Origin of the sequence: Paenibacillus sp. SC116 (genome assembly GCF_024733555.1) — a bacterium.
In the GTDB taxonomy this organism is placed as follows: Bacteria; Bacillota; Bacilli; order Paenibacillales; family Paenibacillaceae; genus Paenibacillus_B.
In genome coordinates this window covers 341,409-355,964 of record NZ_JANIOF010000005.1, presented here as the reverse complement: position 1 = coordinate 355,964, position 14,556 = coordinate 341,409, and the positions used below count along the sequence as shown (strand labels likewise).

Here is a 14,556-nt window from a genome sequence, read left to right as displayed (position 1 = left end):
ACAGCACATATAGTTGTGTTACCATATACATGGTGACGTTATAGGAATACAATGATTTAATCGTCATGAATTGGTCAATGAATAGGATATATATGAATAGTTACAAAACCAGTGATGGGGTGCTACGATGAAAATTTCTACTAAAGGCCGCTATGGCTTAACAATTATGATGGAATTGGCAAAGAGCTACGGCGAAGGGCCAACATCCTTGAAAAGTATAGCTGACAAAAATCAACTATCTGAACATTATTTAGAGCAGTTAATTGCTCCACTTCGCAATGCTGGGTTGGTAAAAAGTATTCGCGGTGCATATGGAGGATACATACTTGCTCGTGAGCCTGAAACATTGAGTGCTGGCGAGATTATTCGAGTACTAGAAGGGCCGATTTCACCAGTGGACTTCACAGAAGAAGATGATCCAGCAAAGCGTGATCTTTGGGTTAGAATTCGTGATAGTATTGCACAAGTGTTGGATACGACCATGTTGGCTGACTTGATTAACTTCAAAGATGAAGGTAGTCAGGACAGTTATATGTTCTATATTTAAGGACATACGAAAGTGAGCTACGCTATGGAACGAATTTATCTAGATCATGCAGCAACGACACCGCTTCATCCTGCTGCAAGCGATGTGATGATGCGTTTGTCAGATACATATGGAAACCCTTCCAGCGTACATGCATCAGGAAGAGAAGCGAGAGCCATTATTAATCAAGCTCGGGATCGATTTGCAGCTATGCTTGGCTGCTCGGCTCAAGAGCTTATTTTTACGAGTGGCGGCAGCGAAAGCAATAATACAGCTATATTTGGTGTTGCATGGGCGGCATGGTTCAAAGCGAAACGTGAGGGAAGCTCGGTTATGCCTCACATTATTACGACGACAATTGAGCATCATGCTGTTTTGCATCCAATCGAGCAGTTGGAGCGTTTAGGGTTCACGGTTACAAGAGTAGAGCCTGATAATGAGGGACGTATTAGCAGAGATGCGGTGGCAGAAGCGATTGAGCCACATACCTGTTTAATTAGCGTTATGCTCGGCAATAACGAAGTTGGGACAGTGCAGCCAATCGAAGCGATTGGTCAGCTTGCACGTGAGCGTGGCATTATGATGCATACGGATGCTGTGCAGGCACTTGGAGCAATGGAGCTTAACTTACATGAGCTCCCGATCGATTTCGCAAGCTTTTCCGCACATAAAGTAAATGGCCCGAAGGGAATTGGGCTGCTGTATGCTCGGCAAGGCGTCCAGTGGGAGCCGTTAATTCACGGAGGAAGCCAGGAACGCAAACGTCGTGCGGGAACCGAAAATGTAGCTGCCATTGCAGGCTTTGCTGAAGCCGTTCAGCGCTCATACAGTCAATTGATGGACAAGCGTGAAGAGCTTAATGCAATCCGGGATATGTTCTGGGAGGGGCTTAAAGAGTACTTCCATGATCGAGTCGTATTAAATGGACATCCAACAGAACGACTGCCTCATGTTCTAAATGTAAGTTTCTTGGATATTTCGACGGAAACGATGCTAATGAATTTGGATATGGCAGGCGTGATGGCTGCCAGCGGCTCAGCTTGTACGTCTGGTTCCTTGGAAGTATCACATGTGCTGCAGGCGATGAAACTTGAACCTGATAGAATGAAGACGGCTGTGCGGTTTAGCTTTGGATTGGGCAATACTAAAGAGCAAGCGCACGAAGCCATTGAGCGAATAAAGGGAATTGCGGAACGTCTGCGCAGCAGAACGAGCCGATAAGCTGTTCCTCAAGCGGATGCGTGTTTCAAGTTCACACGCGAGTTGTCAAGCACGGTATCTCGCTGGAGGAGGAGCATTGTGAAGTTGCTGGAGCTCATTGGCTTGCCGATCTATGATATTACGACAGGACAAAGAGTAGCTAAAGTCAAAGATTTATGGATATCGGCACAATGGAAACTGACTCATATGGAACTGGAAGAGGGCGGCATGTTTTGCCGTCATGCCGCTGTTATTCATTGGGAGCAGCTAGCGGCTTGTGGTGAAGATGCTGTATTTATTCCGAGTGCATCGATCATTGAACGTGGCGAAGAGGTAGTAGAGCAAAGAGAGTGGTCATTTTTATACGGTTCGAGGCGATTGAAGGACATTCCATTGCTAACGCTAGAGGGAACGCAGATAGGCTGGGTTGCTGATGTTTATTTTCAGCCAGATATGGGCAATACGATAATAGGACTGGAAATTACAGACGGATTAATATCCGACCTTCTTGAAGGAAGGCAGCGCATTGACGGAACAAGCCGGATGCAGATAGGAGAACATGCGATTCTGCTTCATGACCTCAAGCCAGAGCACCAATAGATTGGCTATAATCCCTAATGCGCAATAAATAGGGACGGAATGGTGAACATATGCTGCAATGCCCGAACTGCAACTCGAAAGACATCGGCAAAATAGGTGCTCATCAATTTTACTGCTGGGGATGCTTTATTGAACTAACAGTGAATGGTGAGAAAATGTCGGTCTATCAAGTAGAGGAAGATGGAACACTCAGCTCACTGGATGATCTCTTTTTCGGTGATGAATGGACAGATACTGCGTATACAGGGGCACCAGCCTCTACATAGGCTAACAAGCAAGACCTGATTGCGTTTATGCAGTCAGGTCTTTTTGTTGTTTAATTTTGTAAATAAGAGTGTGACATAATACATATTGTGATCTGAAATATACATGCATACTATATATAGTGTGTATGAGAAGGAGAGGGATATGGATGACCACTTTACTTACTTCTAAAAAAGAGTCTATTTCAGCGGGGGCTGTACGCCAATCTAAGTCAGTTCATCGCTTTCAGTCCGTTCATAAATTAGCAAACGATCAACAGCTGGATCAGGAAAAGTTGATTATGGCCTTAGATGATATCGTAGATGGTTCAGATCAAGATTTAATGCAGGAAAATGCGAATGTAGACGGTCGTTCACCGATGGGGATTATGGGGAAAATGGCTAGCGAAAGCGCCCGCTGGTATGCTATGAATCACTTACTGACGGCAGAAGCAAGAGAAGCAATGGAAAGCAATCTGCTGTATCCGCATGACCTAGATTATTATGCAACAGGAACGACGACCTGCTGTCAGATTCCGTTAGGACAAATGCTGCGCGGTGGATTCAATACAGGCCATGGACATATGCGTGAACCTAAGGATATTAAAAGCGCGATGGCTTTGGCCTCCATCATTATGCAGGCGAATCAAAATCAGCAGCATGGTGGTCAAGCTTATCCAATGTTTGATTATGATTTGGCTCCTTATGTGAAAAAAACGTACGATCGTAATTTCAGCATGCTAGAACAGCTGCCTCTTGCTGAGTCAAGTCATATAGAAACACTTGCGTGGCAATGGACAGAACGTGACGTGTATCAAGCTTGTGAAGCTTTCATTCACAATTCAAACTCGATGCATTCACGCGGCGGCGGACAAGTTCCTTTCATTTCAATCAATTATGGAACGGATACGTCTCGCTGTGGACGTTTGTTAGTCAAGCAGCTATTGTTGGCTACTCAAGCAGGCCTTGGCAAAGGAGAAACGCCCATTTTTCCGATTCAAATATTTAAGTTAAAGTCCGGTGTCAGTTTCAACATTGGTGATCCAAATCGTGATTTGTATGAATTGGCGCTGGAGACAACAGCAAAGCGTTTGTTCCCAAACTTTGCATTTTTGGATTCGCCATTTAACGCTCAATATGATGATGGGACGCCTGAATCGGAAGCTTGCTATATGGGTTGTCGAACTAGAGTAATGGGAAATGTGAACGGGAAAGAGACTGCATTAGGTCGTGGTAACTTATCCTTTACTTCGTTAAATCTCGTTCGGCTCAGTTTGCTATCGGATAATGTAGAACAATTTTTCTCGATGCTGGACAAGTTGATAGGTATTGCGGAGCGTCAACTGCTTGATCGTCTTCAATTCCAAAGCAAGAAGCGAGCAGAAGATTTTAGTTTTCTCATGCGTCAGGGAGTTTGGCGGGGAAGTGAGCAGTTAGCGCCAGATGATACATTAGCGGATGTGTTGAAGCAAGGAACGCTCGGTGTTGGCTTTATCGGTTTAGCAGAGGCATTAACACAACTAGTTGGCAGTCATCATGGTCAATCGGAGTCGTCTCATGAGCTGGGGCTGCAAATTATTCGCCATATGCGTAAGCGAATGGACGAGGCGGCAGAGCGTACGGGCTTGAACTTTTCTCTTATTGCTACTCCAGCAGAAGGTCTCTCAGGAAAGTTTGTAAAGAAAGACCGCATTGATTTTGGGGTTATAGCTGGAGTGACAGATAGACAGTACTATACAAATTCGTATCATGTACCCGTTTATTACAAATTGAAAGCATTTGATAAAATCCGCGTCGAGGGTCCTTTCCATGAAATGTGCAATGGCGGACATATTACCTATGTCGAGTTGGACGGTGCAGTAGCGGGCAACATAATGGCTTTGGATCGGCTTGTACGGGCAATGGCAGCGCATAATATCGGCTATGGTTCGATCAATCATCCTGTGGATCGCTGCCGCTGTTGTGGATATCAAGCGATCATTCATAGTGGCTGTCCAGTTTGTGAGGCTCCAGAAGCAAATATCGAGCGGATACGGAGGATTACTGGCTATTTGGTTGGGGATATGAGCAAATGGAATCGTGCGAAGCAAGCGGAGGAGCAGGAGCGGGTGAAGCATCAATGAGCTTGCGTGTATTGTCATTTGTACATGATAGTGTTGTAGATGGTGAAGGATTGCGCTCGGTGATTTTTTTGAGTGGGTGTCCACATCGATGTGTTGGATGCCATAATCCGCAGTCATGGAAAATACAAGCTGGCGAAGTGCTCAGCGTAGAGGAAGCAGCTGCTGAGCTCCTATCCAATCCGCTTACCGATATAACTTTATCTGGCGGGGAACCGTTTATGCAGGCGCGTGAAGTAAAGAGATTAGCGCGAATTCTCCGTGAGGCAGGGCGTCACATTTGGGCATATACGGGATATACGTTGGAATATATACAGCAAAATGGAACTGCAGATATGAATGAGCTGTTGACCTATATAGATGTGTTGGTAGACGGGCCGTTCTTACAAGAGCGCAGACGACCGGAATTGCGTTATCGCGGCAGCGACAATCAACGAGTTTGGAAGTTATCTAATGGAAATCCTGACGGATTATTTTTGGTGTAGATGACATATACTCTACTGTGAATGCATGTCCCGATGGAGTGTGAGAAGCAGTGGAGCGTTTGTTAAAAAATAAATTGTTCGTATACGGCATTTATATGCTTCTCGGATTGCTTATTTTATATATGCTGTATTTATTGCGTCCGGTTATCGGCCATTTGTATACGTTTTTTAAGGCGATCTTTGCCCCTTTCTTTATCGCTATGATCATCGCTTATGTACTTAATCCGATCGTCTCGTTGTTAAATGATCGCAAAGTACCGCGTACGATTGCGGTGCTGCTCATCTATGCGGTATTTATTTTCTCGGTTACTGTAATTCTTATGAATGCTATTCCGATGCTGTTGGCGCAGCTTGAAGGGCTGAATCAACAGATGCCACAGTTGAATGCGAAGGCAGAGCGATTTATGAACGGACTTAGTCAGTCTTCCTTAATGCCGCCAACGCTTCGGACGGGTATGAATGAATGGATGTTTATGCTGGAACAACGGATGAGCAAAGGAATTACACACTTTATAGACAATATTGGTGCGACGATTAATATGCTGTTTGTTGCGTTAATCGTCCCGTTCCTTATTTTCTACATTTTAAAGGACTTTGAAGTGTTCGAACGAACGGTAGTTGCCTATGTGCCTAGAAGCCATCGCAAGCACTTTGTCATGATGTTCAAAGATATTGATGCTGCACTCGGAAGCTATATTCGTGGACAGTTTCTCGTCTGTGTCATAATCGGGGTGCTGGCCTATATCGGCTATTGGATTATTGGTATGCCTTATGCGCTGCTTTTGGCTTTAATGGTAGCGATATTTAATATTATTCCGTATTTAGGTCCTTATTTTGGAGCGGCTCCTGCCTTGATTGTTGCCTCAACGATCTCATTTAAGATGATGTTGATGGTCATTATCGTAAATACGGCTTGTCAAATATTAGAGGGAAATGTTATCTCTCCACAGGTCGTAGGAAGAACGCTGCATATGCATCCGTTGTCGATCATTTTCGCTTTGCTTGTAGGTGGAGAAGTAGCTGGAGTGGTTGGCTTGATATTGGCAGTGCCTGTCTTCGCGGCGTTGAAGGTTGTGCTCCAACATGTATTTACTTACTTCGTCAGACGTAGAACGTTGTAGCGGTTTGAAGCTGTTCGTGTATCGAACAGCTTTTTTGCTGTGAGTCATAGATCATTCATATTAAATTTTTTGGGAAGAAAGGGGAGGAATGTTTATCCTGACGGGCGATGTGACAAATTGACACCAATTTTTTGATGAAAAAGCACAACAAATTGCAATTTAATTCGTCTATATAAGTTACAAGAAATATTTGTAAATGTGCGAGGAGTGAAATAAGTAGTGAAATTATTAAGATCATGCTTCGTATACGCTGTATCTGTGTTGATTGTATTGCAACCACTTGCTGCCTCAGCTGCATCAGATGATCAGGCAATCGCAAATGCGGAACAGCTGCCGCCAAAAAATTCCTCTATGACTACATCCCCAGAAATGGCATCAGTAGGTCCATTGGCAAATAGTTGGAAGGCGGTTCGACTAGTCAATACGGCTCCAACGACTGCTGCACAGCAAGTAAGCACGCGGCCAGTACTTAAGCTTACCTTCGATCAGGCGATTGTAAAGGGAAAGGGTGAGCTAGCGATCCGGACTTTAATGGGGGACGATGTTGAAAGAATTCCGGTCAGTGATGCCCGCGTTAAAATAACGAACAACAATCGAGCTATCGAATGGCAAGTGGGAACGACATTGAATCCAGATACAGAATATACAGTATGGATTGATTATGGCACATTCCGCAGCAACGTTGGTGATTTTGTAGGAATTTATGATCGGGATTGGATATTCAGGACGGAAGCAGGTAATGATACTTCTTCACCTGTACTTAGCCAAGCTGCGATGAGAGACAATGTCGTAACTCTTGTTTTCTCAGAAAGACTTAAGCCAGTAACTTTAGCTGCCTTACAACAGTTCAGTGTATATCGTAATAAACAACCTCTAAGTTTAAGCAGCCTCTCTTCCAATTCTAACATCGTGACCATCCAACTTAAGCAGCAAGCACATCATAATGACAGCATTACGTTAAGTTATACCCCTGGCCAAACGCCGTTAGAGGATGTGGTAGGAAATCGCCTCGCGGCATTAGTGAATGTGCCTGTTGTATATGGTGCGCACACACCTGGGCAACCGGGCAAGCCTGACGCCCCTGGCAAGCCAGGAGGACCGGGTACGCCAGAGCAGCCTGGCAAACCAGGGAATCCGGGTCAACCCAGCAATCCTGGTGTCCCAGGAAAACCGCCAGGTAAGCCCGGTAATCCCGGAAGTCCAGGAGGACCAGGGGGGCCAGGCGGAGTGCCGGGTACGCCAAGCAATCCGGGTAATCCAGGGACACCAAGTACACCAGGTCAACCGAATACACCAAGTAATCGTCCTGCACATCTTACCGATACACCCTATGAGTGGTTGTTGGAACACGGCATTTATACACTGAATCAGAACTCAGCGACCAAGCAATCTGCACAGTCTCCATCTCATAGTAGTGCAGTGTCGAGCAACCGCTATGTACTCAACAAGGATCATGTCGCTTCTGCACTTGATTATGCAGCAAAGAACAGCGCTGCTAAACATGTTATATATGAAATTCCAGTTACAGAGAATAGTGGAATCATCGTCATTCCGCTACAAGTTCTGGAAACAGCAGCCAAGCAATCTAGCGGGGCAAAGTTTTCACTTAAATACAAGGATACGGTATATACGCTTCCGCTAAATAACTTGAATTACACCGGCATTCGTACCGAATGGGCAAATGATTCTTCGATATGGGTAGCTATTCATGTGGAAGAAGACCCAACTTTAAATAAGTTGACTCAGAAGCTTAGTCAGCTCAGTGCACGCCAGCTTATCAGTCCTCATAAGTTCTCATTGTATTCCTTTGTAGATGGCAAGGCACCACGTCATATAACAGCAGATGTACAGCATGCTTACCGTTTAACGTCGGTTTATCAGCCAAGGTATTTATCAGCCGTTCAATACGATACCAACGCCGATCGCATCCTTTATATCGCAAATACAATCAAAGTAGAGCGTGGGATTACACTGGTAAAGTTCGCAAATAAGTCCAATATCAGCGCTGCATTAGCTGAGCGTACTAAGTCCTTCCATGATACGAGCTCGCATTGGGCGCGTGCGTCCATTGAGACACTTGCCTCGAAGTTTATCATTGAAGGAACATCGAATGACCGCTTCTCGCCAGAACAAAAGCTGACACGCGCACAATTTGCCGTACTGCTCGCTCGTTCATTTGGTTTGAAGCCTGATCCTTCTGGGGCAGCGCAATTCCGTGATATTAGTAATTCACATCCAATGGCAGGCATGATAGGGGCAGCTTCCAAAGCAGGCATTATTAGCGGCTACAGCGATGGCACGTTCCGGCCAAGTCAGACGATTACTCGTGAACAAATGGCGATGATGCTCGTTCGTGTCATGAATGCCGCCGGACAATCGCTGACGGAAGATGGTACTGCTGTTCAGAAGTTCTCGGATCGGAATCATATAAGCTCTTATGCGAAGCGGGATGTGTCCAAAGCGGTTGAGGCAGGACTTATATCGGGGCTTAATGCTAAAACGTTTGCGCCACAAGGTAATGCTACTCGTGCACAAGGTGCAGTTATGCTGCAGCGTGTGCTTCAAGAGGTCGGTTATTTAACGAGTTCATCTAACGGAAGAAGTCAGTAAGAACGGGGTTTGACAACGTTCCTCTGGCTAACTATACTAATAATTGGACAATACTATTAATGCTCAAAACGTAGATGAAACCGAGTAAGCTGCAGCCCTTGGACCAGAGAGAAGATTCCTTATATGGCGGAATACGCTGTATATAGGCTGTAAGAATCTTCACCATGAAGTGCCGCTGAACGCTAGTTACGGAGTGTGAATGAACTTCACCGGGTCGAACCCGTTATCAACGTCGAGGAGATCGCTTTATGTTTAGTCTTGCATCGTGCTCATTCTATGCAGCTGTAGTTGCAGGTCGAGCATGCAAGCCAAGCGATAACCAGGGTGGTACCGCGATATTTAATCGTCCCTGCATGTCAGGGGCGATTTTTATTTTTTATACAACTATATGGAACATAACGTCATAGGAGGAATCCTTCATGAAAGCAAGCGATATTCGTGCTAAGTGGCTTCAATTTTTCGAGAGCAAAGGACATCATATCGAACCGAGCGCATCGCTCGTACCGCATAACGACCCATCGTTGTTGTGGATTAATGCGGGTATGGCACCGCTTAAGCCTTATTTTGACGGACGTGTCATTCCTGACAATCCACGTATTACGAACTCGCAAAAATGTATTCGTACAAATGACATCGAAAACGTAGGTAAAACACGTCGTCACCATACGTTTTTTGAAATGCTCGGCAACTTCTCTATTGGGGACTACTTCAAGGAAGATGCTATCGAGTGGGCTTGGGAGTTCTTGACTGATAAGAAATGGATTGGACTTGAAGCTGAGCGTCTATATGTCACCGTATATCCGGAAGACGAGGAAGCATACAAATTATGGAACGAGAAGATTGGTGTTCCAGCTGACCACATCATCAAAACAGAAGATAACTTCTGGGATATCGGCGAAGGGCCTTGCGGACCATGTACGGAAATTTTCTATGACCGTGGCGAGAAGTACGGAGATCCTAACGATCCAGAAAACTACCCGAGTGGTGAAAATGAACGCTATCTAGAAGTATGGAATGTGGTGTTCACCCAATTCAACCATAACAAGGACGGCAGTTACACGCCGCTTCCGAATAAAAATATCGATACAGGCGCAGGTTTGGAGCGTTTCGCTTCCATTTTGCAGGATGTAGATTCGAACTTCGATACGGACTTGTTCATGCCGATTATTGAAGAGACGAGCCGTATTGCTGGTGTGAAATATAAAGAAAATCCAGAATTGGATGTTGCGTTCAAAGTAATTGCTGACCACATTCGTACCGTTGTATTTACAGCTGGCGATGGCGTATTGCCGTCCAATGAAGGCCGTGGCTATGTTGTTCGTCGTTTGCTTCGCCGTGCTGTGCGCTACGGAAAAATGCTTGGCATGGATCGTCCGTTCATGGTCGAGCTAGTTAAGACGGTTGGCGATGTAATGGGCACTTACTACCCAGAAGTAGTAGAGAAGCGCGAGTTCATTGAGAAGGTAATCAAGAACGAAGAAGAGCGTTTCCATGAGACGCTTGCTGACGGTCTTGCGATTCTTTCTGATATGGCAGCAGCTGCTAAGAAGAAAGGCCACACGCAAATTAGTGGAGCTGATGCGTTCAAATTGTATGACACATACGGCTTCCCATTTGATTTGACGGAAGAATATGCGGCAGAGCACGGCTTGACGGTTGATCGTGAAGGATTTGATGCGGCGATGGAAGAGCAGCGCGAACGCGCACGTTCCACACGTCAAGTTTCCGAGAGCATGAACGTACAAGGTGGACCGCTTGCTGATCTTACGACTAAAAGCGAATTCGTTGGTTATGATGAGTATGTAACATCTTCCACGGTGTTAGCGATTATTGCGGACAACGAACTAGTTAAGGAAGCGGCTGTAGGTCAAACTTGCCAAGTCGTTCTTGATCGTACTCCGTTCTATGCTGAGAGCGGTGGACAAGTAAGCGATATTGGTGTATTGACAGGTTCTGGTCTCGTTGCGCGTGTTGAAAATATGAAAAAAGCACCGCATGGCCAACATGTTCATATTGTAACAGTAGAAGAAGGCGTGCTGCGTGAAGGGATGACGATCGAAGCGGCTGTAGCTCGTGCAGAACGCGAAGACATCATTAAGAACCATACCGCTACACACTTGCTTCATCAAGCATTGAAGGATGTACTTGGCGAGCATGTTAACCAAGCAGGTTCTTTGGTGCAAACAGAGCGTCTTCGTTTCGACTTCACCAACTTGGGTAGCATTAAGCCAGAAGAGTTGGCAGATATCGAGCGCCGTGTGAACGAACAGATTTGGAAGGGCACTGCGCTTACAATCGAGCTGAAATCGATTGATGAAGCGAAAGCAATGGGCGCAATGGCGTTGTTCGGCGAGAAATATGGAGACGTCGTTCGCGTCGTACAAGTTGGTCAATACAGCATTGAGCTGTGCGGTGGCTGTCACGTAAACAATACGTCTGAAATTGGCTTGTTCAAAATTGTAAGCGAGAGTGGAATTGGATCTGGCGTACGAAGAATTGAAGCCGTTACGGGTCGTAATGCGTATCAATATATGGAGGCTCAATTGGATGTGTTGAAGCAAGCTGCGAGCTTACTCAAGTCCAATGTTTCTGATGTGCCTAAACGTGTAGAGGCAATGTTCGCACGTGAGAAAGAATTAGCACGTGAAAATGAATCGTTATTAGCGAAGCTTTCCAGTATGGAAGCAGGACAATTGACTGATCAAGTACGTACAATTGCAGGCGTACAAGTGTTGACGGCGCAAGTGAATGCTGGAAGCATGGATGCGCTTCGTACGACAGCTGATGAGCTGAAGACGAAGGTAGAACAAGCGATTATCGTACTTGGTGCTGCAAGTGAAGGAAAAGTTAATTTTGTCGTGTCGGTAGCTCCGGAATTAGTTAAACAAGGCTTCCATGCGGGTAAAATGATTAAAGAGATTGCTGCTGCAGCTGGCGGCGGCGGTGGCGGTCGTCCAGATATGGCACAGGCCGGCGGCAAGAATGCCGAGAAGTTGAGCGAAGCGCTTGCGCTCGTTGAACAGTTGGTAAGTCAGCAGGCAGGTGCTTAATGCACCTGTTTGCATTCGTCTGAAATGATAAAAAAGGTATAATTTCTTGTTTTGCCGGGTATGTGTTATGATAAGAATAAAGCGAGGTGTCGACGATGAATTCTATGGATAAGACAATGAAGTTCAATGTGAAGCCAGAAGAGCAAGAGGCATCTAGTCAGGAGATTTTGTTGTCTGTGTATGATGCATTGATTGAGAAAGAATACAATCCAATCAATCAAATCGTCGGTTACCTGCTCTCGGGAGACCCCGCTTACATTCCGCGTCATAACAACGCTCGAAGCATGGTGGGTAAGAAAGAACGCGATGAACTTATCGAAGAGTTAGTTCGGTTCTACCTGAAACACCATCGCTAACTTATCGTGTGTTGGTTACAAGGCGCACGAACTTGCCATAAGCGGCGGTAGGAGAATACGATGAAACTGATTGGATTGGATTATGGGGACCGCAAGATTGGTGTCGCAGTAAGCGATGCAATGGGTTGGACTGCACAAGGGGTAGAAGTTATTGTGCGTCGCAGACCAGAAGATGACTTGCGTCGCTTGGAAGCTCTCGTGCGTGAGCACGGGGTTGAAGAAATTGTTCTCGGACTTCCGAAGAACATGAACGGCACGATCGGCCCACGCGGCGAAATCAGCATTGCTTTCGCCGAGACATTGAAAGAATCGTTGGGACTGCCCGTTCACCTGTGGGATGAGCGCTTGAGCACCGTTTCTGCTGAGCGGACATTGCTTGAGGCTGACGTTAGTCGCAAGAAACGAAGACAGGTCGTCGATAAAATAGCGGCCACTATAATTTTGCAGAATTATCTCGACTATCAATCTAGAAGGTGAGGGGTTTGAACATGACGAACGATAAACAGCAACATGAAGAGCCAGAAATTATCTACATTCCTGATGATGAGGGCAATGAAGAAGAGTTCGAAGTCATTATGAAGTTCGAAGTGGACGGGTCCGACAATAAGTACATGATGGTTGTGCCTGTTGAAGCTAGTGATGAAGAGGATTCTGAAGAAGTATATGCATTCCGCTATGAAGAAGACGGAGACGACTTGAAGCTGTTCGTTATCGAAGATGAAGAAGAGTGGAACATCGTTGAAGAGACATTCAATACGCTAGTGGATTCCGAGGAGATTTAAGACGTGAGCGAACAGAAACTTCAATTTATCGATCGTATTTCATCCGCGTTTGGTACATCGTTAGAAATGACAGATGAACAAGGTACAAGTCGCATCTTTGACTTGCTAGCGGAATTTCAAATAGAAGCTAAGGCTTATGCCGTTGTTCAAGACGAAGACGGCGAAATAGATGTACTTCGCATTACGGATAACGCTCAAGGTGAACCACAGCTTGAGACGATTGAAGATGATGAAGAGTGGGAGAATGCAATGGAGCTTTACGATGAAGTTGCATTCTCCGATGAGCTTGAAGAAGAGAAGTAAGCGTTGATTGTGGATAGTAATCGCACATTGTAATAGTTTGAAAAAGGGCGGGCATACCGCTCTTTTTTCCATGTGGGAGAGTGATGACATGAAATCAGGACTGAAAATAGTATCTATTCTTTTTCTAGCTGTATTAATTTTGGCTGCTGGCGGAGGTTGGTATGTATGGAGCAGTCTACAGCCAGTCGCGGCGAAAAATGATGAAGTGCATGTGAAGATTGAAAGTGGTACTGGCCCGTCAAAAATTGCACAGCAATTAGAAGAGCAAGGACTTATTAAAAATGCTTCCTTTTTTAAAACGTATTTGAAATGGAACGGAGAAGGCAGCAAATTTAAGGCTGGAGAGTATGCGTTTAAACCAGGAGTGACTTATGAGGAGATCATTGCCAAGCTGAATGGAGGAGAAGTCGTTAAGCAGGATGGTGTACGCTTTACGATTCCTGAAGGCTTTACGATTGAGCAAATGGCGGACAAGCTGGCGAAAGAAGGCATCGTCAAAAAGGATGAATTTTTAACAGCGGCAGCAGAGACGGCGAAGCTGCTGCAAAAAGAAAATTCAACTCCATTCCTTATCCCGCAGGATACGAATCTTAAACATCCACTGGAAGGGTATTTATTCCCGGAGACCTATGAATTACAAATTGGCAGCACAGCTCAAGATATCATCAATCGTATGTTGTTGGAGACAGAGAATCGATTAACGCAAATTCCGAACTGGGAGCAGCAGCTGAAGGATCGCGGATTAACGGTTCATGAGCTATTCACATTAGCCTCATTGGTAGAACGTGAAGTTGTTGTTGATGAGGAACGCGCACTAGTGGCTGGTGTTATCTATAACCGGATTGACGATAAAATGCGTCTTCAAATTGATGCTACCGTCCAATATGCATTGGATAAGCCTAAAGAACGTTTGTTCTATAAAGACTTAGAAATTGATAGTCCTTATAACACGTACAAAGTGGACAAGCTTCCGCCAGGACCGATCGCTAGCCCGAGCCTTGCATCGATCACTGCGGCATTGGCGCCAGAAGTTTCTGAATATTTGTTCTATGTGACGAAGAAAGATGGAACTTCGACCCATCTGTTTGCCAAAACGTATGAGGAACATCAGAAAAATATTGAAAAAAGTAAAAAGCAATAATCGTTAGAAAGCTACCAACC

The 14,556-nt window shown here is 45.3% G+C and carries 14 protein-coding genes; all 14 read left to right on the top strand.

What is annotated here, in order from left to right:
- The first annotated feature begins 127 nt into the window (after positions 1-127).
- The 14 genes from cymR (at position 128) to mltG (ending at position 14,536) form a co-directional block, all read left to right on the top strand.
- Positions 128-547 carry a cysteine metabolism transcriptional regulator CymR gene (gene cymR / locus NQ117_RS19875; RefSeq protein ID WP_028596048.1) on the top strand — a complete coding sequence of 140 codons (420 nt, stop codon included), beginning with the start codon at positions 128-130 and terminating at the stop codon, positions 545-547.
- Between the two features lie 24 nt (positions 548-571).
- Complete coding sequence (locus NQ117_RS19870; protein WP_258279752.1) at positions 572-1,747, top strand: cysteine desulfurase family protein; 1,176 nt, start codon at positions 572-574, stop codon at positions 1,745-1,747.
- Positions 1,748-1,825: 78 nt separating this feature from the next.
- The gene (locus NQ117_RS19865; RefSeq protein ID WP_258279751.1) at positions 1,826-2,326 is read left to right on the top strand and encodes a PRC-barrel domain-containing protein; all 501 of its coding nucleotides are present in this window, start codon (positions 1,826-1,828) and stop codon (positions 2,324-2,326) included.
- A 50-nt stretch (positions 2,327-2,376) separates the two neighbouring features.
- Positions 2,377-2,592, top strand: coding sequence for a hypothetical protein (locus NQ117_RS19860; protein WP_028596045.1), 216 nt, complete (start codon positions 2,377-2,379; stop codon positions 2,590-2,592).
- A 278-nt stretch (positions 2,593-2,870) separates the two neighbouring features.
- Positions 2,871-4,691, top strand: a complete 1,821-nt coding sequence (locus NQ117_RS19855) for an anaerobic ribonucleoside triphosphate reductase (protein ID WP_258279795.1) — start codon at positions 2,871-2,873, stop codon at positions 4,689-4,691.
- A gap of 2 nt (positions 4,692-4,693) precedes the next feature.
- Positions 4,694-5,173 carry an anaerobic ribonucleoside-triphosphate reductase activating protein gene (gene nrdG / locus NQ117_RS19850; RefSeq protein WP_375163103.1) on the top strand — a complete coding sequence of 160 codons (480 nt, stop codon included), beginning with the start codon at positions 4,694-4,696 and terminating at the stop codon, positions 5,171-5,173.
- Between the two features lie 50 nt (positions 5,174-5,223).
- Positions 5,224-6,294, top strand: coding sequence for an AI-2E family transporter (locus tag NQ117_RS19845; RefSeq protein WP_258279749.1), 1,071 nt, complete (start codon positions 5,224-5,226; stop codon positions 6,292-6,294).
- 219 nt (positions 6,295-6,513) lie between these two features.
- Complete coding sequence (locus NQ117_RS19840; protein ID WP_258279748.1) at positions 6,514-8,904, top strand: S-layer homology domain-containing protein; 2,391 nt, start codon at positions 6,514-6,516, stop codon at positions 8,902-8,904.
- A gap of 419 nt (positions 8,905-9,323) precedes the next feature.
- Positions 9,324-11,954 carry an alanine--tRNA ligase gene (gene alaS / locus NQ117_RS19835; RefSeq protein WP_258279747.1) on the top strand — a complete coding sequence of 877 codons (2,631 nt, stop codon included), beginning with the start codon at positions 9,324-9,326 and terminating at the stop codon, positions 11,952-11,954.
- Between the two features lie 95 nt (positions 11,955-12,049).
- Positions 12,050-12,310 carry an IreB family regulatory phosphoprotein gene (locus NQ117_RS19830; RefSeq protein WP_144991565.1) on the top strand — a complete coding sequence of 87 codons (261 nt, stop codon included), beginning with the start codon at positions 12,050-12,052 and terminating at the stop codon, positions 12,308-12,310.
- Between the two features lie 60 nt (positions 12,311-12,370).
- Positions 12,371-12,787, top strand: a complete 417-nt coding sequence (gene ruvX, locus NQ117_RS19825; protein ID WP_258279746.1) for a Holliday junction resolvase RuvX — start codon at positions 12,371-12,373, stop codon at positions 12,785-12,787.
- An 11-nt stretch (positions 12,788-12,798) separates the two neighbouring features.
- Positions 12,799-13,092, top strand: a complete 294-nt coding sequence (locus tag NQ117_RS19820; RefSeq protein ID WP_258279745.1) for a DUF1292 domain-containing protein — start codon at positions 12,799-12,801, stop codon at positions 13,090-13,092.
- Between the two features lie 3 nt (positions 13,093-13,095).
- Positions 13,096-13,395, top strand: coding sequence for a DUF1292 domain-containing protein (locus NQ117_RS19815; RefSeq protein WP_258279744.1), 300 nt, complete (start codon positions 13,096-13,098; stop codon positions 13,393-13,395).
- 88 nt (positions 13,396-13,483) lie between these two features.
- The gene (gene mltG / locus NQ117_RS19810; protein WP_258279743.1) at positions 13,484-14,536 is read left to right on the top strand and encodes an endolytic transglycosylase MltG; all 1,053 of its coding nucleotides are present in this window, start codon (positions 13,484-13,486) and stop codon (positions 14,534-14,536) included.
- Positions 14,537-14,556: the final 20 nt, after the last annotated feature.